Origin of the sequence: Vibrio agarilyticus, assembly GCF_012641465.1 — a bacterium.
GTDB lineage: Bacteria > Pseudomonadota > Gammaproteobacteria > Enterobacterales > Vibrionaceae > Vibrio > Vibrio agarilyticus.
In genome coordinates this window covers 123,806-144,680 of sequence record NZ_JABAIK010000002.1, presented here as the reverse complement: position 1 = coordinate 144,680, position 20,875 = coordinate 123,806, and the positions used below count along the sequence as shown (strand labels likewise).

Below are 20,875 nucleotides of genomic sequence, written 5' to 3'. Positions count from 1 at the left end.
CACAGCGTTGTCTTTTAAAGGATGATGAATGTTAGATAGCACATGGCAAAAAGAGTTGTGTCAGTTGGACAGTCAAAATGGCGCGTTTTTATCTCGCGCATTACCGCTGTTATATCGACTTGACCCGAACTTGCTAAACGACCGCGACTTACTTGTGGCAGGTATCGTTCGCTTGATCGCCGAAATTGACCGGCGCATCTCTTTGCAGTTATCTGAAGTCATTCATCATCCTGATTTTTGTCAATTGGAAGCCGCATGGCGCAGTGTCGAAACATTAGTTCAATTGCCCGTGAATTATCAAAAAACACGAGTCAAGCTATTGGATTTAACTTGGTTTGAGCTTTCTCATGAGCTTAATAATGCGCCCTCTTTGAAGCGAAGCATGCTTTATAACCTGATTGCGAACCGTGAACTAAACACGTCTGGCGGGCAACCGTTTGGTATGCTTGTGGTGGATCATGGTTTATCAATGTCGCTGGATAATGACTATGACGATCTTTATACCGTTGAGCTATTGGCCAGTTTGGGCGAACTCTGTCTATGTCCTTTTGTTTTGTCGCTCGAGCCTGAATTTTTTGGCGAATCCGGTGCTGACTGGTTGTCTGATCTTGGGCGTATGGACAAGATTCTCCAAGGTCCTGATTTTGCAGAGTGGCAGCGATTACGACGTTTAAATCAGGCAAGGTTTGTTGGGGTCACGCTGCCTCAGGTTCGTTTGCGAGACGCTTATGCTATCGATGCGAGTCGAAAAATACGGTTTACAGAATCCCATCAAGAACAACCCGGACTGTGGGGGCAGGCAAGTGTGTTATTTGCCTCGATTGCAATGCGTGAATTTAATCGAATCAATTGGTTTGGTTTTATGAAATCACGGTGGCAGGACAAGGCGATGGGCGCTTTAGTTAACGTACCGCAAACTGGGATTGGCACATCAGCCAGTTATACACCGCAGCCAGATATCGCCATTTATTCGGAAATGGGACATTTCTATGCGGAGCAGGGTTTTATTCCATTGTGCCGAAGTGTGACCACAGATAAATATTTTTTTCGTGGTAATCGTTCGATTTGGGCACTGGCCCAAAATGATGCTGAGCTTGTGTCTGGGCAATTGCAAACGACATTGATGATTTGCCGTATTGCTCATTTTTTGAAAATGCAGATCCGCGGCATGATTGGTAATTTTCAAAGTGCCGAAGAGTGTGAACGTTATCTCAATGACTGGTTGCAGAAATACACCAGTAACTTATTTAACGCTGATGAAGCGACCATGGCCAAATACCCATTGAGTAAAAGTCGGGTTGAAGTAAAACCAGTCAATGGGCAAAAAGATCGTTATATCTGCAATGTGCTCGTCCAACCACAATATCAGTATGACAATGTGTGTGGTGAAGTTTTGCTGTCCACGGATCTAGGTCGCGAAGAGACGTTGTTCTCTGAGAGGTCGATGTAATGGCATTTTGGAACACGTTTATTCGGTCACGACAATCACCTAATGACGCCGATGCCTTGTTGGGCGCGGTTCATTATCAACTGACCCAATTACTCAACGCGGAAGCGCCGATGCGAGAGGTATCAAGTGCCTTTCCTCAGGCACAAGGATCGTTACTCTGTTTTGGACTTGAAAGTAATCAAAGTGTCAGCAGTCAGATTGATCAAGACCAATTTTCGCGAGCGTTAGAGCGCCTCATTACCGCATTTGAACCACGATTGTCGGATGTCAGTGTGGTCGTGCAAGAAAGTGATGGGGAAACGAACGCAATTTTGTTTTCTATCATGGCTAAGGTTGATACGCCAAACGGGCCTCATCTGTTTTTGTTTGATTCCAATTTAAATTTGTCAACGCAACAAACGACAATGGAGGGGCAGGAAATTGTCTGAGCCATTATTAAGCTATTTTGAGCGAGAGTTAACCAGCATTCGTACTGCATTAGGCGATTATGGTCATAAGTATCCAGAGTCTGCCAGTGCAATGCGGTTGAATCAAGATGAGCAAGAAGATCCCAATATTCGTCGCTTTATTGAAGCTGCCGCACTTTTGAGCGCCAAAACGGAACAGAGATTAGATGAGCAGTATCCAGACCTGGTTCAAGATTTGATGAATATGGTTTATCCGGGATATTTGCAAACGATCCCGAGCTACACACCGCTGACGCTTACCATGGATACACAAGAAAGTGTCACACCAGTTAAGTTGTCGCGTGGCGATGAATTTACGATTGAGCATGCGCAGTTAGAATCGACCTTCACCCTTGCTGATGATTTGATTATTCACCCATATCACATCGCTGCTCTGTCAGCCACAACAGCTCCTTTTGATTTTCCGATACCCAAACAGTTGCGCCGCGCGGAATCTGCGATTCAACTGACTTTGCGTTGTAATGATCCTGACGTGCGTTTTTCTCAGCTTTCGCTTGAGCACTTTGACTTCTATGTTCAAGGATTTGAAAATCGTTCACGAGGCTTGATTGAACTGCTGTTATTACAAACTGAAGCGATCTCACTGTCCACCTTCGACCAGCAATGTGATGTGCCTTGTTCCCATTTACGCAGTCGAGTGACTGATCCTGATTTTCATTGGCTTACCGTTTATAACGGTCATTTGAGTGAGTTTGATCTGCTGCGTGATTATTTTGCGTATCCAGATAAATCGGCGTATATGCGTATCGACGCGTTAGGAGACCAACTCTCTTTGTTTGATTGCAACGAAGTGATACTCACTTTTTTTGTTGAACAGCTACCCGCCGAATATTTGAGTCTTTTTACGCCTAACGTATTGTTGCTCAATACGGTGCCAGCATTGAATATCTTTGCTCAGCGTGGTGAACCGATACGTTATGATTTCACAAAACTTGCCTTGCCTATTGTGGCAGATGCACAGCAGCCAGATCATTATCAGGTTGTTGCGATTGAATCCGTGAGTGAAGTGCAGCCCACAGGGGAAGTACCTCTGGCGCCTATTTATGAGGGCGGCTACTGGCGAGATGAGGAAGCCCCGCAATGGCAAAGCCGTCAAATTTGGGATCATAAAGGCCGGCGTTGTCACAATATCTCTTTGAGTTATCCGCAGCTTACTAGTACGCAAAGTGCCGTTGTGTTATCGACGCAACTTTGGGTATGTAATGGTAGGGCGCCTTGTTTAATCACATCCAATACCGAAGCTCAAGCGCAGGTTGCCGTTGATTTGCCCGGCGTATTTTGCGCATTAAAAACACCGAGCGCGCCTCAATATCCCGCCTTGGATAACTCGCTGATTTGGCGATTTCTCGCTTTATTGAACGCTAATTTCGCCTCTTTAGTTCAAAGCGATACACCAACGGAAACCCTGCAAGATGTATTGCGTTTATGTTGTCCTACGGCCCATTGTCTTGCCGCAAATGCGATAAAAAAAGTGCGTTATCAACATCGCGTTGCACCGATGAGATTATTGGGCAGTAATGTGTTTGCTTCGGGCACTGAAATAGAAGTCACCGTCGACGATACAGTCTTGGGCAGTGATATTGCCGTGTTTGCTCAACTGCTTAATGCGTTATTTGTTCAGCATTGCAGCTATGACCGTTTTGTCGAGCTAAAAGTGATTCGCTTTGGTCGAGAAGGCGCGTCAATCCAGTTTGCCAAACAGCACGGGAGTCAATTGGGTTTATGACGACGGTAGATCAGCAGACATTCGCTCCCGTGGCATCCCACTCAGCGATGCGATGTGATAGTCATCTTGGCGAAACCCTAGTTCAAGCGCCAAATCAATTTGAATTTATCCAAATTATTCGTGTGCTTAACGCATTAGAGGCTCAAGGTCAGCGTGCGTTGCTCATGGCGCCAGAAGCGATGCCGAAGGGGGCACCAAACCAGGTGACTTCACTGCATGTTGATAGCCAAGCGTTACGGCTAACGCTTGGAATGGAAGCCTTATCGGGAGCGAAAGGGCTGATCCCTGATTATATCTATGCAGAGTTACTGTCTTGTCTGCATCAAGATGATGATGCGTTGCAGCAATTTATTGATGTATTTAACCAGCGCTATTTCGAGCTTAAAGTGCATGCGGAAATGCATGCCAATCTCCTACTAAGGCAAGAGTATGAAGCACGTCAAAAACAGGTGATCGGCAAGTTATCGCAACACTCGGCCTTGGCTTGTCTGTTTTCATTGCCAAATCATCCACAGGGCACATCGAGCCACAGTATGATTCGTCATGGTTTAGCGCTAGCCAATAAAACTCGCAGTGTGTCTGGCTTGCGTAAACTGCTTTGTGATTATTTTGCTTTGGACATTGATATTAATGTTATTGCGGTATCGCAACATCGTATCGTCAGCACGGAAAGAACAAAAATTGGCCAGAAGCTTGGTCAGAACCAAAACCTTGGTGGCGGTTTTTGGCTCGGATCAACGGGCACCCAAACGCACCAAGCGTTAGAGATAAAAGTCATTCCTAAAACACAGTCAGAATATATTGGACTGTTATCTAACCGGCAATTTGCTCAATCCATTCAGTCGCTTGCTCAAACCTATTTGCGTGAAAGCGTGACATTGCGTGTTTATATGTATGTGAGGCGGGAGTACATCAATGAGCCTCAGCTCGTGCAAACTGAACAAGGGTTTAGGCTTGGCGAAGCCAATTGTCTTGCTAGTAAGAGGCGAAAATCGGAATTTCGCAAAATACTCATTCAACAGGAGAAAGTGTGATGTCGCACATACAACTCGGAAATTTGGTTTCGAAACTTGACGTGTCGCTAAAGAGCGAGCTTGAAGAAGCAGTCGCTAGTGCGATGGCGCAAGGCGCGCCAACCGTTGAGATTGAACATTGGTTTATTCAACTGTTAACGGCCAATGACCTAGCACTAAGTCGTTTTTTGACTCAGCAGGGCTGTGACATCACCGGATTGATCGGTGAGTTAACTGAAAATACGCGCCGTTTACGCTCTGGGGGGGCCGAACAACCCACGTTAAGTCGTGCTATGAGTGACTTACTTGAGCAAGCTTGGATGCTGGCCTCGATTAATTATGGTCATGCAATCGTGACCAGTTTACATCTGTTACAAGCGGTGATGAAAACCGACAGTTTTGGGCTTAAAAAAACGGCGTGGAAAGGGCTTGAGTGCGTTTCAAGTGAAGCGTTAAGCGCTCAGATAAAAGCCATTAACATACCCAAAACCGCTCATAGTGATAGCGCAATCGACAGCGCATTTACAGGTGACGGAGCTTTAGCAAAATATACCGTTAATTTAACCGAGCAAGCTCGTAGTGGGGAGTTGGATCCTGTGCTTGGGCGAAGCAGTGAAGTACGCATGGCCATTGATATTTTATGCCGCAAGCGCCAGAACAATCCGATTTTAGTTGGGGAACCCGGGGTGGGTAAAACGGCTGTGGTTGAGGGATTAGCGCTTAGCATCGCGGCAGGAGAGGTGCCCCCCGCGTTGCAGGGCGTTGCCATTCACTCACTCGATCTAGGGCTTTTGCAAGCCGGTGCGAGCATTAAAGGTGAATTTGAAAATCGGCTTAAAGATATCATTAATGAAGTAAAAAACTCACCGACGCCCATTATCGTCTTTATTGATGAAGCGCACACACTCATTGGGGCTGGGGGGACTGCGGGTCAAAATGATGCCGCCAATCTATTAAAGCCTGCTCTAGCACGTGGTGAGTTTCGCTCTATTGCGGCCACGACATGGGCTGAATACAAAAAATATTTTGAGAAAGATCCAGCGCTGACTCGTCGTTTTCAAGTGATTCACGTTGAGGAGCCTAATGCCGCAGATGCATTACAAATTCTTCGTGGCGTTGGGGCTGCTCTTAAAGCGCATCATGGGGTATTTATTTTAGAGGAAGCGCTTGAAGCGGCAGTGAGCCTGTCGATTCGTTATTTGCCAGCGCGTCAATTGCCCGACAAAGCGATTAGTCTTCTTGATACGGCATGCGCTCGAATTGCACTGACACAAGGTGCAAAGCCCGAAGCGATTGAATTATTGGAACAGCAGATCCGTTATTTACACAATGAACTTGACGCCGTTGAAGCGGAGTCGGCAGTGTTTATTGAGAGTCATCACGATAAAGACAGTTTGCAAAGTGCGATTGCTGAAAAACAGAGCCAATGGGAAGCACTGAACACGCAATGGGGTCAAGAATTGGAGTTGGTCACGACAATAATTCGGTTGTGTGAACAGATTGAAATCGCTCGTATTGAAAATCACATCGATCAACAAAGCCTACAACAAGCGATGGAGCAACTGCGTGCGATTCAAGGCGATGCGCCATTGGTTTTTCCGGTGGTTGATGAAAATGTCATTGCGACAGTGATTGAGAATTGGACCGGCATTCCCGCAGGGAAAATGGTTCAAGAGGAGATTGCTCAATTGTTGTCATTGGAACAAGCATTACACCAGCGAGTTATCGGCCAAAATGTCGCGATTAATGAGCTAGTTAAGAGCATTCAGATATCCCGTGCAGGCTTGACCGATAGCCGTAAGCCAGTTGGCGTATTTTTAATGTGCGGGCCAAGTGGTGTCGGCAAAACTGAAACGGCGATGGCTTTGGCAGATGAGGTGTTTGGCGGAGGGGATAATCTTACGATTATCAATATGACGGAATTTAAAGAAGAGCACAAAATTTCGATGCTCTTAGGATCACCCGCCGGTTACGTCGGTTTTGGTGAGGGTGGTGTATTAACCGAAGCCATTCGTCGTAATCCGTATTCGGTATTGTTGCTGGATGAGATGGAAAAAGCTCATGTTGGTGTGCATGATCTGTTTTATCAAATTTTTGATAAAGGCCATATAAAAGACAGCGAAGGTCGAACGGTTGATTTTAAAAATACCATTATCATTATGACATCAAACGCTGCAGATCAAGCGATTGTCGATTTGTGCGCGGCACAAGACTCACGCCTTGAAAATAGCGAATTGTTAGAGCAAATTCGCCCAGCACTGCAAGCTCATTTTAAACCGGCCTTTCTTGGTCGAACGACGGTCATTCCGTATTACCCACTAAATCGAGAAGAATTGAGTCAGATTGCACAAATTAGCCTGAACCGCATTGGTAAAAAGTTGATGGAAAAATACCGTGCAGACTTTGTGTGGGATAGTAGCTTGGTTGATTTTGTGATCAGCCGAAATACCGACCCAACCACAGGTGGACGTGCAATTGAACAAATTATTAATCGAACACTGATGCCGACTCTGGCCATTCAATGTATTGAGCGGCTGAGCCAAGGGTTGCCGATTGGTACGGTATCGGTATCAGTTGAGCCAACGTCAGGGGAGCTAGTGGTTGAGATAGGTGAATAACCGTAGGAAGTGGCGTGGGAGGTTTAACGTGAGAAAAACAAACAGAATGCGAATTTCGCTTGCGCTCTGGGGAGGGATTTTTGCGTTGCTCAATGGGGTACATGCCGCTGAGCGAGTCACACTTGCAACCCAAATTTGGACGCCGTATCAAACGGTTGATGGCGACGGCGTGATTGGTGGCGTTGCGGTCAATCGTGTTAAATGTGCGTTACAAGGGATGTCGCAGCCGTATGAGATTCACGTTATGCGGTGGGATAAGGCGCAATTGCTTGTCGAAACGGGTGAAATGGACGGTTTTTTTGCCGGTTCCGCTAACCAACGCAGAAAGCAATATGCGACGGCATCAATGCCGATTGTTTCAGACAATTTAGCGTGGTTTGTTGCGCCAAATCTCTATACCGATGTGCAAAATGAAAGCGCGAAGTACAGTCTTAGATACGGTGCTAAGTTTAATACAAACAAATGGTTATATCTCAAGCGTGAGGGGTATAACGTTATTCGTAAGCCGCGTGATGCCAACTCATTATTGCAAATGCTTTGGCAGGGTGACTTGGATGTCGCTTACGAATATGAGTTAGTGTTTGAAGAGGCAATGAAAAATGCCGCTATTCCACTTGCGTATTTTCAACGCATTAGAGTGAAACCCCAAAATTTGATGGTGCATTTTTCTCATCATTTTTTGCGCCAACATCCAGGGTTTCTAGATCGCTTTAATGACGCATTATCGTATTGCATGAAGTGATACTGTAGTAGAGGTGAGGGAACACCATGAGTATGAGCTTTCAATTACTTGAACTGCCTGAAAATGAGCAGGTTATCAGTCGCCAAATTACGTTGCCAAGTAGTGGCGGTACGATTGGTCGTTCTTATGAATGCACGATTCAGTTGCCAGACTTTAGCCGAACACTATCTCGAGTTCATGTTGAAATCTGTCCCAATGCCACAGGGGGCTTTGATCTTATTGATCGGAGCGTAAATGGCTGTGAAATCAATGGGGTGACATTAGCTGTGGGGCAGTCAGTGAGTCTCCACGATGGTGATAATGTTCGTATGGGTGGTTATTTGATGCTGGCCAGTAACATGTCAGCCTTCGCTGAGCCCGGCACATCCACATTGCAAGAGCAAAGCCGCCCTCATAAAGAGCAAGTAAGAGTGCAAGATGAGAAGCTTGGTCAAGAACCGCGAGATCCTCTTTTTGATTTAGGTGACGTTTTAAATGACCCAACGGAGGCAATATTAACGTTGGAAACCCTGCCTGATGACGACACCAATTGCATTCCTAGCTTTTCTGCGGAAAACGTGGCAATTGAAGACGGTTACGATTATGACCCTTTTGAAGACGACGAGTCACTTAGTCTAGTTGAAACGTCGCTGACCAATGATGACATTGTCATGGGGCCTCAAGCGCTATCAAAAGAGGCCCCTTATCAGGGGGGGGCTGTGACGTCGGCAACACCTGCGCACCATCACTCTGAAAATGGGGTCACTGTTAGTGATAACAGTGCTCAGCAAGTTTTAGATACGCATATAGAGCGATTGACTCAATTGGTTGAGCATCAACAAACGGCACTGATCGCATCGATTGATCGTGAACGATTGTTTTCTTGTCTGGAAACCACACTGGACCGATTTTTAGCAGAGTTCAGTCCGCATTCACTGGAAGAGGAATTTAATGATTATGTCTCTTCGTGGGGGAACAAAGAGAAAAAATATTGGGCGTTGTATAAAAAGCAATTTTTGCGAAAGCAGAAACGCAGTGAGTTTAAGCGCCAGTTTACCGCGCTATTACTCGAAGAATTGAGGGATAAATAATGGGGTGGCTCATTTGGTTGTCCAAAACGCTTGGCGTCGTGCTAATGGGATGGATGATAGCCGGGCTTAGCGGTTGCAGTTCAAACCGAGAGGTGGTCTTTTCGCCCTCAACCCCTGTGTCTGTTCATATACAAGCATCAAAGGACATCAATACCTTTGCTGATCAGAAGCCAAGGCCATTGATTGTGCGCTTGTATCAGTTACGTGAAAGCGGCGCGTTTGAAAATGGTGATTTTGTCACGCTTTATCAGGGGGATACACAAGTTCTTGCGGATTCATTGATTGACTCAAAAGTGATCCCCGCGGTCGTGCCGGGAGAGCTGCGCAATTTCACTCTTGAGGTTCATCAAGAAACTAAATTTATTGCGGTATTAGCTGAATTTGCGGCCTATCAAAGCGCTGGTACGAAAGCGGTAGTGCCTTTGGTGGAGAACCCGGATGAAAATCCCGTATTAATTCAAATTTCTCACGCAAAAATTGAGATTTCTCAGCCAGTTGATAGTTCATGGTTGTGGTAAGGAGACCCAAATGAAACATCAGAGAAACGTTGTTTGGCGAGAGGGCATGTTTGTTGCCCCTCAGCATTTTCAGCAAAATGAGCGTTATCTTACGCAATATGTACAGAAGTATGTCAACCTTGCGTTTAATGGTCGTTGTTACGGGATCAGTGCATTAGAGTTTGAATCCAGTTATCTAAAGCTTGGTAAATTGAGTGTGACTCGATGCAGCGGTGTCTTTGAAGATGGGACTTTGTTTGATTGCGCTCAAGAGTTGGTCATCGACATTCCGGAACAGTGTTCAAATACCCTCTTGTATCTGGCGCTCCCCCTTGCCATTGAAGGGGAAAATGAATTTGGTGAACGCAGCGCCTTAAAACGATACGCAATAACGGAACACCATCTATTTGACTCAAGTGATGCGCAGCAAAGTGGCATTAAAGCGGTTTTAGCTGAGCCTAATATTCGGTTAGTGCTTGAAGGTGAAGAGACACATGGATTGGTCTTATTACCCGTTGCACGCATTCTCGAACGAGCGGAAGACGGAGAGGTGCTTCTGGATAAAAGCTTTATCCCTGCGTGTTTGCACTATGGTGCTTCATCCTTGCTGCAAGAGCGATTAAAGGAGTTGCTGATTGCGGTACAGGTTCGAGCAAATGAAGTGATGGCTCGAATTGGTTTGGGTGAGCGTACCAAAAGTGAAACGAGTTTGATGCGAGAATTCTTATGGTTACAAACGTTGAATCGTTGGCTGCCGCAACTGGCGATGCTCAACTCTGAGCCGAGTACGCACATTGATGTTTTTTATCAAAAATTGCTGGAGTTCAATGCTGAGTTAGCAAGCTTTACCCCGAGTATTGCGGCGGCGCACTATCTCCCCCTGAATAAAGCACAGCTTAACGATGCGTTTGGTCCGCTATTTAACCAATTGCGCGATAAATTGTCTATGGTTCAAAGTGATAATGTACTTGAGTTTGAATGGGATGCGACTCTTTTCAATAAGCGCCGTTTGCTGCGTGTTGCCATTCCTAATTTAGCGCAGCTGGACGGAAAACGTTGGGTCTTGGCAGTAAAATCGCCTATTGGCGCCGCAAATGTGAGCGCTCAATTTGCGAGTGTGTGTACTTTGAGTGGCATAAGCTTAATTGCTGAGTTGGTTCGCAATAGTCAATCGGGTATTACGGTAACCCCACTACCGGTGGCGCCGCCTGAGCTTAAAGCGCACGTTGATCTTGCCTATTTTGAAGTGGATACAGCGCATGATTATTGGCAGCTGCTGAAAGCCAATCGTGAGCCAATCGCACTTCACATTGATGCTCGTATCGCTGATGTCCAGATAACCCTTTATGCCTTGGGGTAATAGATGATGGATCCCTTACTTGATGATGTGACGATTGCGATTCACCGAGAAACCCATCAGGCCTCGTCTTCTGCGAACGAGACGGTGTGCTTGTCTCAATGGAATGCACTGAAAAATCAAGCACGCTACCAGTTGTTTCAGCAACACAATCGCCTATTTGACAATCAAATTTTACAAGTCAGTGCGGAGTTATTGTCTTTAGTTGTAACGATTAAGCGTTTAGCGTGCCCCCAAGATATACACGTTTTTCGCTCGGCAATAAAAGGCATGCTGACTGACTTAAAGTACAAAGTAGCCAAACTGGATTACCCGCCTTCGGTTGCCGATAAAACATGTTTTTTATTTGCAGTGATGCTAGATGAACAAATTTTACACTCAAGTTGGGGAGAAAACGCAGGTTGGGAAAATCACACCTTAGTCAGTGAATTGTTTGGCATCAAAAATGGGGGTGAACAGTTTTACGTGGTGGTAGAGCGCGCCCTATTACAGCCTGTCTTGTTAGCCGATTTGCTTGAACTGATATATATGATGCTTAAGCTTGGTTTTCGCGGTCAATATCGTGTTGATGGCAAAGCGCTTTTCGATGTATTGATGGCGCGTATCGAAGATGTCGTATTAAGTGGTAGTGAGCAATCTCAAGCCTACGCTTTGCCGACCATTACGGTAACCGAGAGCGGTCATCATGCTCGGCCTCAAGCGCCTGTCCGTTTATGGCGCGGTCTGTTTGCGGCTGTTGTTATCTCTGTGATGGGGTGGGCTGGGGTGGCGTATTGGTACGGAATGACTTTGCCAACCAAAGCGCGGCCTTTTACTCAATTGCCTGATTTTACAGAGCAGTATTATCGCCAAGCGAATGTGTCTGACAAAGAATATATCTACATTTCGACGGCTGAAGAAATGGTGAAGACAACCCCAAATGAGCGTCCTCCTTCCTTTGAACCTAGTGCGGTGTTCCAAGAGCCCCTTGCTTCAGAGCATTCTTCTACCGTGTTGAATGCGCAAACAAATTTTTCAGACGTTGTCACCAATGCACCCAAGCAATTTTTACCGTGGCGAGTTCAGTTAGCCACCTTGTCATCGAAAGCATCCGCGCAAAATTTTCTTTCTGTTCATGGCGCAATGCTTGATAACGCGACAGTGTCCCGTCAAGGGGACTTTTATATTGTGACAAGCGATTTGGCGACGGTTGAAGAGGCGAGAGGTGTCATAAATATGGCAAAAAACGCGGGTATTAATGACGCTTTTATTATCAAAGCGAAGCGGTAGGTCGGTGATGAAAAAAACAAAAGCGGCGTTATTGGCCGTCACAATTGCATTATTTTTGACGACCATTTTGGTAGCGATTTGTGTGGCTCTTGAATGGTATCAACTGTCACCCACGTGGGTGGTATTTGAAACGCTATTCTTATGTTTATTTTTTATAACAATAGGGTGTGGTTGTTATTTTAAGCTGATTCGAGTTAAGAAAAATACAGTTAGGGAAAAAGAAGAAGCGCAACAATTTCGGCAAGTATTAAGCCAATACCTCAGTGATACCATTAATAAACATCCCAGATGTGTGAAAAATATTTACGCGGTGCCTTGGTATGTGCAATTAACCGAAAAGACGCCCCAAAATGGCATATGGTTGCAGCAAATGGGGTTTGAGTGGGTTGAGCCCACGATGTATCTCAATACTGAGCCTGACAACTCAGGCAAACATGACATAAATTCAAGCCGTGAAACGCCAGTGTGCGGCATTCAGTGCTGGGTGTCTGAAACTGCTATTATCGTCACCTTAGATCTTTCTCTAGGTAAAGAGTCGCTACTGCAGACGGTGAATTTGCTGCTCAAGCAAATGAGCCAAAAACGGGCGAGACAGATGTTTAATGGTGCCATTTGCAGCGTGAGTCTTTCAAGTTTAATTGAGAGTAGTGAATTATCAGTCAGCGAATTGAGCCAAAAATATCGGGCGGTGCTGGAACTGTGTAACCAGAAAACGGGGCTCACGCTACCTACCTATTGTGTTTTTAACGATCTTGCAGCAATACGAGATTTGTATGAATCTTTTGCTGGTCTGGATGAAACGCAGCGGGAGCAACCATTGGGTGATTTGCGAGCAGTAACCGATAGCCCAGAGTATGATAACGAATGGTTTGTGAGCTCTTTTGATGGGTTAGTTAAGTCACTGGCCAATCTGCTCTCTTATTCGCTTAAACAGCAGCTCAATGCTCATTACCGAGAGGCCAGTGTGGCCGGTGTTTTCCAACTTTCGGCGTTACGTTATGAGTTAGAAGACTTCATGACGCAGACTTTCTCGCCACATCAATTTGCCCTAACTGCGTTGAATTTTCGTGGTTATTTCTTAATTCATGGTGGCGGTGAGTCGTCAGCGCTCGATCTGATCTCGGCAATGCATGCCAGTGAACTGGGCTTTGATTCATTAAGTGTGCGCGGCGATCCGCAAAAGCGTCTCAGTTTATTTGCTAAACGGCTTGTTTCGCAAGTCATCATTAAAGAGTCTGCGTTAGTTGGTGTGAATAAGAAACGAGAGTTTTCATATCGCGCTTTAAGAACGGGTGTTGCAACGGGCGCGATTTTGATGCTTTGTGGTTTTGTTGCCTTGATTCGTGCCGAATACCAATTCCAAAGAGGGCTTGATGCGCAAGCCTTAACGCTGTTATCACAATATAAAGCTAACTTAGCGGAAAATCCAATTCAACCAGATGACTTAGCATCGCCAGTATACAGTTTATTTGAATTGCGTGAAATTACACTGTTATATCGCAATGCTAATCCACCATGGTATATTCAAAATGTGTTGCCAAGCTCAAGTATTTATCAAGCGGTCAACTCAGCTTATTACCGTGAATTAGAATCTGAGCTTTTGGTTTTAATGCGCGATTACATCATGAAAGATATGTTTGTTTATAACTCTCTTGATGACAAAGTGAAGACCTTAGAGTTACTGAACTATCAACAACTGCTCTATGATCAAACACGCCACTCTACTCAGTCCTTAGTCGATTATTTTGTCGGTGCTTTGAAAGAAGAAGGCAGTGGTGAGGCTAATTTAGTCTCGCGTTTCCAGCTGTTGGCAAATGATGTTCTAGCAACAGACGCGGTACCTCCACCATTTGACGAAGCACTATTGGGTTTAGTTCGAAATACCCTCTCATCAAACGATCTTGGTGAGTTGCTGTATCAACATATTTTGCAGCATGATGATTTTTCACGCCGTATCGATTTACGCTCCCAACTGAGTCCAATGTACCGCAAAGTGTTTCAATTTAAGCAAGGCAGTGACTATCTGATTCCTTTTGCTTATACGCGAGAAGGTTTCGAAGCGCTGAGCAATGAAACTGGCTTTCAATTGGCGTCAAATGCTATCACAGCGTATGAAGGCGTGATGGGGCGAATTCGTGGTGACGCTGAAATGAGCCGAATAAATCGACAACTCCGCGAGCGCTATATCGCTGATTATATTCAATACTGGGGAGCGTTTATTGATGCTGTGTCTCTCACACCTGTGACAAGTTGGGGAGAAAGTGAACAGCAAATCCAATTAGTAACCAATGCGCATTTTTCACCACTTAAGCAGCTATATCGACTGATTGAGAATAATACCAATTTATTGAACGTGTTGAACCAAGAAAAGGGTCTTTTGCCCGCGCCAAGTAAGGGGTTGCCAAATGAGGCGACAGAGAATAGTCGTGCGTTAGAGTCTGAATCGACACAGCCTTTGGCGAATCGAGCGAGTATGGCGAGGGTGGCTGAAACCATCAGTGCGCCGTTTCGCCATATTCACAGTTTGGTAAATGCGAATCAAACGACACAAAGTGCGTTTGATATTGCCATTGCTCACTTCATTGCTTTGGATGATTGGCTTGCCAAATCAAAAGAACGTCAATTTAAAGGTCATTATTTTATTGAGCAGTTGCAAGCGCAAGACACGAGTAATCCCGTTGCTCAACTGGCGGCGCTTTCCCGTGATTATAGCGTACCACTACTGCCACAATTGATGCAGCAAAACGCAATTTTGGTCAACCAGTTAGCGCTCGAAGCTGTACGGGACATCATTAATCAAGACTGGCTGCCATTGCACCAGTTTTATCAACTTCAGTTCTCGCAACATTATCCCTTTTCTGAGCGTGCACAAACCGATGCGGCACTCGATGATGTGGCTTACTTTTTTAAGCCAAATGGAGCCTTTGACACCTTTGCCTCTAAATACGCAGCGCGCTTTGATGTGTCGGGAGATGAGCTAGTGATTCGCGGTTTTATTCCTCATCAATATCTGCCAATGTCGACTGAATATGTTCCGTTTAAACAGGCGGTTACGACATTGCAGCGACAGTTGTTTACTGGAGAGGAACTTGGTTTTCAATTTTCATTACGAGCTCATCAGATGTCTCCTATGCTGACTCGATTTGCGCTTATGACGCAACTGCCATTATTTGAATACCAAAATGGGCCGAAGCTGTGGCAGACACAGTCATGGCCCATGCCAGCCAATCAAATACAGAGTATCGTCATTTTATTAGAGGACTCTCTCGGAGAAGTGGGTCGAGCAGAGCAGACTGGGCCTTGGAGCTGGTTTAAGGTTGCATCAAAAATGGAAAAAGCGCGATCAATAGGTCAGCTTGAAACGGCGTGGCGCTATCAAGATGACGATAACGAAGTCAATTTAGTGGTTAAGTTTGAAGGGCGAGATCAACCGTTTGATACGCGTTTGTTTACGCGCTTAGCGATACCTGAAAGGTTGTAGTGTGGTGGTGAAATTTCATCATTCGCTCTCAGGGAAAGTGTATTTATGGTACTAAAGTGCGTCATCCCCACGTGGATTATTGACACGCTGAACATGAGTCAGTGCGATAAAAATGTTTGTGGCTTTGAAGTTAATCCGCTGGCAACGAACGTACTGCAATGGGGGGGGAAACGGGTTAAATTTGCGCAAACGGCACTTGAAAGCGCTGTTTTACAGCGTGAAGCGTTATGGTTAACGCGTTTGGCAAAACTGGAGTGCTGTGATGATAACATTCAGTTTCTCAAGCAGGGTATACACTCAGCGCTGATCACCAAGTACATCGAGGGAGAATCATTATCATCATTTATTGCGGCTCACTCGTTCTCTTCCTCGCACCGAGATCAAGTGTTGGGCGCTTTATGCGTGCAAGTGAAACGGCTGCATCAATTAGGCATTGTGCATGGAGATATAAAGCCCAGTAATATTTTACTAACCGCAGACGATTCGGTTTGTCTGATTGATTTTGCTAATGCACGCCGTATTGGCATGCCATGGTCAGAGCGCGGTGTTGAATTGCAAAGTATCTGCTATAGCTCACCGCAACGCAGCGCATGCGCAAGTCCGCATGACGATCTCTACGCACTGGTGATGACGATAAACGCTGTGTTAGCGCAAGATTCGTACTCGTTAGGCAACGTACCGCAATATAAGTTGAATCATCAATCGGCCAAAGAGTGGTTGCAGTACGTGTCAATCAATGACTCTGTGAAAGCGTGGCTCAGTGATTTTATCACTGAGGTTTGATCATGCTTCTACGAGAGGCTGGGTATTAAACGTACTCATCTATGTGGTACATTTTGGCGGCCACACGATCGCCTTGAAAGGTTTTGACCACCACGCCATCGCTATTGCGTACCTGAATTTGATTATGCGAATTCAGCGATGCCGACAGCTTATTATTGCTGTATTTTAGCGAGTTATCGATAAATGCCGCGGCTTGCTTTAGATCTTGTTGGATATGAGGGCGGTATAAGGCGTTGTGAATTTTCATGGTCAAACACCGTACAGTTGAAGTCTTGACCAAAATAGCACCACTTCGTTACAAAAACTACCCCCTTTCTACTTGAAGTTGCAGCGTTTTTCTTTAAGGGGCTGGCTCTCAAAAACCTCATCACATCGTTTATCTATGTTCACGAAGTGCTCAGAGGCTTTGTTAGTTTGCCGCCTACCTGCATCTCCAAGTCGTTTGGGTATATAACGAAGTGGTAAAAGTTAAATCTCAATCACTCATTATTTTGTGTTGTCGAGCCAGTGTTGTATTTTTTGGCGATAAACCCGCTTGGTTGGCTCATCGATAAAGCTCGCGTTGATTGCGTTGAGTGATAGTTTTGCCAATTGTGGATTAGTCAGCTTAAACGCTTCATCAACGGCTGCAAAATTCGCATTCATATACCCACCAAAATAAGCCGGGTCGTCCGAATTTATGGTGACGGCAACCCCTTTATCGAGCAGTGTCACTAAGTTGTGCTGCGTCATCTCATCAAACACTTTTAGTTTGAGATTGGAGAGTGGGCAAACGGTCAGTGGCATTTGGGTTTGAATGAGCATGTCGACCAACTCAGGATCTTCGGTGCAACGCACACCATGATCAATACGGCTGACGTGAAGTAATTCAATGCTATCGCTAATATTTTGCGCTGGACCTTCTTCTCCTGCGTGGGCGACGGTGTATAACCCTGACGCTTTGGCTTGGTCAAAAACCTGCTGAAATTTTTGCGGTGGATGGCCAACTTCCGATGAGTCGAGGCCGACACCAATGATTTTGTCTTGATGTTGTAATACCGACGTTAACGTTTCAAAGGCGCTCTCTTGGGAAAGATGACGTAAAAAACACGCAATAATACCAAAGCTAATGCCCAATTGGCGTTCACCATCGATTAGCGCACGATGGATGCCGTTGATCACGGTATCGAAATCAATCCCTCTATCTGTATGGGTTTGCGGGTCAAAAAAGATCTCTGTGTGGATGACGTTATCTTCGGCGCAGCGAAGTAGATAAGCCCAGGTTAAATCGTAAAAATCTTGCTCTGTGATAAGCGCATTTGCGCCTTGATAGTAGAGATCTAAAAACGATTGTAGATCATCGAATTGGTATGCCTTACGTAACGCTTCTGGGGAATGGTAAGGTAGCGCAATGTGATTGCGAGTGGCCAGTTCAAACATCAACTCAGGCTCAAGAGTGCCTTCGATGTGGAGGTGCAGTTCGACTTTTGGAAGGGTGGTGATATTTGGATTCATCTGTCCGCCTTAATGTGTTGATCACAACATAACTATAGGAAACGATGACTCTTTAATGAGTGGTATATCGGCGATTGGCCTAGTCTTAGGTATTGCTCATCGATTTACCGTTACAAAGAGTCGGATCGTGTGAAATCACAACTCTTCGTAATCAGCACTGTTCGGGTACTGGTAGAAACCCCCAAACCATATTATTGGGGTTATACGAAGTGCATTTTGTTTATGAAACGCACCAGTAGTTTAGCGCTTTTGGGTGGTGTAGGTCGAGTTGAATTTGTTGTAGATGTATGGCTTGTTGATATACTCAAGTGACTTTAAGATGCAGGATTCAGAGCCGGCTCACTGGGCTGAGAGCAAGGCAAACAACGCAGCGAAATAGGAGCCTCTTTCACGTTGTTTGCGTGTAAGTCGTTTGGGCCTATGTTGGTCAAAGTATAGGAGTGGCAGTATGTTGGTTCATGACAAAGAAAATAAAGAGTATCAAGTGCCGTTAGAGGGCGAGTTTGTTGCTTTAGTAAAATACAGTTTGGATGGTGATGTGATGACCATTCATTCCACTCGAGTGCCTGAAGAGTTGCGCGGTAAAGGGTATGGTAATGTCATGATGGAAGCCGTGCTTCCGGACATTGAAGCGCACGGCTATCGTATTATTCCCGCGTGCAGTTATGTGGCTCATTACCTTAATCGCCATGCGCAATGGAAACATCTGCTTTCTGCTTGATTCTAGTTGGTGGTGCTAGCGTATTCTGGGACTAAGTCGTGCCATAAAGAAGGTATCTACATATCGACCCGCGCGAAAGCAACTGGCCTTTGCACAGCCTTCAATTTCAAAGTGAAACTTTTTATACAAAGCGATGGCCGCTTGGTTATCGCTATTCACTTCGAGCTGCAGTCTGTCTAGGTTTAACCAGTTATCCGCTAAATCAACGATGCTTGCTAATAATTGACTACCAATTCCTTGACCATGAAAGTCATCATGTACCGCTATTCCAATGGAGGCGCAGTGTCGAGTTCTAGGGTTTGCTGAGAGATGCAAACCAATTTGTCCGACGATGCGATGGTCAAGCTCAGCAACATAGCTGTAACTATGCTGATCTGTTTCACTGAGTCTCTGTTGCCATGTGGTTTCACTGGGAAAGGGCAATTGTAGCGTAAATCGCTGTACCAGTGGTTGATCAAAAAGCGCAGTAACGCCTTTGGCGTCGCTGGGTTGAGCGGCTCGTATCGTGACATCCATGATCTTTCTCGATGTTATCTTGTTTGTATGTCGCACCGATTGAGCGGCATAATTGCTTATGTGTGATGCATCATCCTATCACGTTGTTTTTGGGCTCTCTATTCATTTATACCCGTCTAACTTAAGTTGCAGCGGTGTTGGCTGGCTCTCACAAATCTCATCACACAGTTTGCCTATGCTCAGAGGCTTTGTTCGTTTGCCGCCTACCTGCAACTCCAAGTTATTTCGGTATAACATGTTGTTTTCTCTGAACTGACTTGTTTGAGCTTGTCGTTATCCTTTATCATACCACTCGGTATTTAAGTGAGCTCAATACCCTAATCGTACTAAGTCATTAATCTTTTTTTACGTGTTATCCCGTCCCTATTGACGTGATTGAGTCTCTTTTATGGCTTTATAAGGAATATTGTTACTCATGCAAACAAGCAATTGGCGCACGCCACAAAACTTTTTGATGCTGATTTCAGTCATTGTGCCTTTAAGTTTTTCTGCATGGTCTGCTTTGCTGAATAATTTCGTCGTGGAAAAAGCGGCGTTTGACGGTGCTGATATTGGTCTGTTGCAAAGTGTCCGTGAGATCCCTGGGTTTCTTGCTTTTTCGGTGGTGTTTGTTCTGCTGTTTATCCGTGAGCAGCGGTTTATGATTGTATCGCTGATTATGCTAACGGTTGGTACTGCAATCACCGGATTGTTTCCTTCAATGACTGGGTTATTGCTGACGACGCTATTAATGTCCACGGGATTTCACTATTTTGAAACCTTGAAACAGTCGCTCTCTTTGCAGTGGTTGAGCAAACAAGAAGCGCCAGAAATGTTGGGACGTTTGCTTTCTGTTGGCGCAGCAGCCTCTTTGGTGACTTATGGCGGTATTTGGCTTATGACCAGAATACTCCATTGGGATTATGTCACTATCTACTTGGTTTGTGGTGGTATCGCTTTACTCTTGACGTTGTTTATTGCGTTGGCGTTTCCCTCGTTTTCGTCAACCGTAGTGCAAAACAAGAAATTGGTACTTCGCAAGCGCTATTGGCTTTACTACGCGTTGACCTTTATGAGTGGCGCGCGACGTCAAATTTTCACGGTGTTCGCGGGCTTTTTGATGGTCGAGAAGTTTGGCTTTTCGGTGTCGGATATCACCTTGTTGTTCCTAATCAACTACTTGTTTAACTTTTTGTTTGCCAAAAAAATTGGCCGATTTATTGGCCGTTTTGGTGAGCGTAACGCATTAATAATTGAGTACGTGGGTTTGATTGGTGTGTTTGTTGGCTATGGTTTGGTTCAAAGTGCAGAGTGGGCCGCCGCTTTGTATGTGATTGACCATCTGTTTTTTGCGCTCGCGTTGGCGATTAATACCTACTTCCAAAAAATTGCCGATCCTGCCGATATGGCCTCAACCGCTGGGGTTGCTTTCACTATCAATCATATTGCTGCCGTGGTGATCCCCGTTACCTTTGGTGCTATCTGGCTTTGGTCGCCAGCGCTCGTGTTTTACATCGGCGCGGTAATGGCTGCTATCAGCTTATTATTATCACTCAACATTCCAAACAAGCCATGTGAAGGGCTAGAGGTTCGTGTGTTGCGCTGGCAATAACAGGAGACTTCAAGGTGCGTTTTATCCTCGCTCCGCAACGTCAAGTTTTTGGGGTAGATAACGCATCTTGAGAGGATCAT

The 20,875-nt window shown here is 45.4% G+C and carries 17 protein-coding genes and 1 riboswitch; of the genes, 14 read left to right on the top strand and 3 right to left on the bottom strand.

The window, feature by feature from the left end; translation table 11 throughout:
- Window positions 1–28: 28 nt before the first annotated feature.
- Genes HGP28_RS02610 through HGP28_RS02555 form a run of 12 tightly spaced genes read left to right on the top strand, consistent with a single transcriptional unit; the run spans window position 29 to window position 16,473 of the window.
- The gene (locus tag HGP28_RS02610) at window positions 29–1,450 is read left to right on the top strand and encodes a type VI secretion system contractile sheath domain-containing protein (RefSeq protein ID WP_168834882.1); all 1,422 of its coding nucleotides are present in this window, start codon (window positions 29–31) and stop codon (window positions 1,448–1,450) included.
- Window positions 1,450–1,878 (top strand): type VI secretion system baseplate subunit TssE, encoded by a 429-nt coding sequence (gene tssE / locus HGP28_RS02605; protein WP_168834881.1) that lies wholly within the window; start codon window positions 1,450–1,452, stop codon window positions 1,876–1,878. Before HGP28_RS02610 ends, tssE begins: the two co-directional genes overlap by 1 nt.
- A complete protein-coding gene (tssF, locus tag HGP28_RS02600; protein ID WP_168834880.1) occupies window positions 1,871–3,643 on the top strand; it encodes a type VI secretion system baseplate subunit TssF in 1,773 nt (590 codons plus the stop codon). The genes tssE and tssF overlap by 8 nt, the downstream gene beginning before the upstream one ends.
- Window positions 3,640–4,677 (top strand): type VI secretion system baseplate subunit TssG, encoded by a 1,038-nt coding sequence (locus HGP28_RS02595; protein ID WP_211091864.1) that lies wholly within the window; start codon window positions 3,640–3,642, stop codon window positions 4,675–4,677. Before tssF ends, HGP28_RS02595 begins: the two co-directional genes overlap by 4 nt.
- Window positions 4,677–7,274: a type VI secretion system ATPase TssH gene (gene tssH / locus HGP28_RS02590; RefSeq protein WP_168834879.1), complete on the top strand. Its 2,598-nt coding sequence runs from the start codon at window positions 4,677–4,679 to the stop codon at window positions 7,272–7,274. The genes HGP28_RS02595 and tssH overlap by 1 nt, the downstream gene beginning before the upstream one ends.
- 28 nt (window positions 7,275–7,302) lie before the next feature.
- Window positions 7,303–8,016, top strand: a complete 714-nt coding sequence (locus tag HGP28_RS02585; protein ID WP_343033782.1) for a transporter substrate-binding domain-containing protein — start codon at window positions 7,303–7,305, stop codon at window positions 8,014–8,016.
- Between the two features lie 32 nt (window positions 8,017–8,048).
- The gene (locus tag HGP28_RS02580) at window positions 8,049–9,086 is read left to right on the top strand and encodes an FHA domain-containing protein (protein ID WP_211091863.1); all 1,038 of its coding nucleotides are present in this window, start codon (window positions 8,049–8,051) and stop codon (window positions 9,084–9,086) included.
- A complete protein-coding gene (tssJ, locus tag HGP28_RS02575; RefSeq protein WP_246225516.1) occupies window positions 9,086–9,604 on the top strand; it encodes a type VI secretion system lipoprotein TssJ in 519 nt (172 codons plus the stop codon). Before HGP28_RS02580 ends, tssJ begins: the two co-directional genes overlap by 1 nt.
- A 10-nt stretch (window positions 9,605–9,614) precedes the next feature.
- The gene (gene tssK / locus HGP28_RS02570) at window positions 9,615–10,943 is read left to right on the top strand and encodes a type VI secretion system baseplate subunit TssK (protein WP_168834877.1); all 1,329 of its coding nucleotides are present in this window, start codon (window positions 9,615–9,617) and stop codon (window positions 10,941–10,943) included.
- A 3-nt stretch (window positions 10,944–10,946) separates the two neighbouring features.
- On the top strand, window positions 10,947–12,209 hold the full coding sequence (gene icmH / locus HGP28_RS02565; protein ID WP_211091862.1) for a type IVB secretion system protein IcmH/DotU: 1,263 nt from the start codon (window positions 10,947–10,949) through the stop codon (window positions 12,207–12,209).
- A 7-nt stretch (window positions 12,210–12,216) separates the two neighbouring features.
- A complete protein-coding gene (locus HGP28_RS02560) occupies window positions 12,217–15,690 on the top strand; it encodes a type VI secretion protein IcmF/TssM N-terminal domain-containing protein (protein WP_168834876.1) in 3,474 nt (1,157 codons plus the stop codon).
- A gap of 45 nt (window positions 15,691–15,735) precedes the next feature.
- The gene (locus tag HGP28_RS02555) at window positions 15,736–16,473 is read left to right on the top strand and encodes a protein kinase domain-containing protein (RefSeq protein ID WP_168834875.1); all 738 of its coding nucleotides are present in this window, start codon (window positions 15,736–15,738) and stop codon (window positions 16,471–16,473) included.
- A 25-nt stretch (window positions 16,474–16,498) separates the two neighbouring features.
- Here the strand turns inward: HGP28_RS02555 and HGP28_RS02550 are convergent, their stop codons facing one another.
- The gene (locus HGP28_RS02550; RefSeq protein WP_168834874.1) at window positions 16,499–16,720 is read right to left on the bottom strand and encodes a hypothetical protein; all 222 of its coding nucleotides are present in this window, start codon (window positions 16,718–16,720) and stop codon (window positions 16,499–16,501) included.
- Window positions 16,721–16,959: 239 nt separating this feature from the next.
- Window positions 16,960–17,967 (bottom strand): adenosine deaminase, encoded by a 1,008-nt coding sequence (locus HGP28_RS02545; protein ID WP_168834873.1) that lies wholly within the window; start codon window positions 17,965–17,967, stop codon window positions 16,960–16,962.
- Window positions 17,968–18,095: 128 nt separating this feature from the next.
- Window positions 18,096–18,195: riboswitch (purine riboswitch) on the bottom strand.
- 220 nt (window positions 18,196–18,415) lie between these two features.
- On the opposite strand from HGP28_RS02545, the gene HGP28_RS02540 reads away from it, so the two are divergent.
- Window positions 18,416–18,688 (top strand): GNAT family N-acetyltransferase, encoded by a 273-nt coding sequence (locus HGP28_RS02540; RefSeq protein ID WP_168834872.1) that lies wholly within the window; start codon window positions 18,416–18,418, stop codon window positions 18,686–18,688.
- Window positions 18,689–18,703: 15 nt separating this feature from the next.
- Here HGP28_RS02540 and HGP28_RS02535 read toward each other — a convergent pair whose 3' ends face one another.
- Complete coding sequence (locus tag HGP28_RS02535) at window positions 18,704–19,204, bottom strand: GNAT family N-acetyltransferase (RefSeq protein ID WP_168834871.1); 501 nt, start codon at window positions 19,202–19,204, stop codon at window positions 18,704–18,706.
- 415 nt (window positions 19,205–19,619) lie between these two features.
- Here HGP28_RS02535 and HGP28_RS02530 point away from each other — a divergent pair, with 415 nt between their 5' ends.
- Window positions 19,620–20,795, top strand: a complete 1,176-nt coding sequence (locus HGP28_RS02530; RefSeq protein ID WP_168834870.1) for an MFS transporter — start codon at window positions 19,620–19,622, stop codon at window positions 20,793–20,795.
- The last annotated feature ends 80 nt before the right edge of the window (window positions 20,796–20,875 follow it).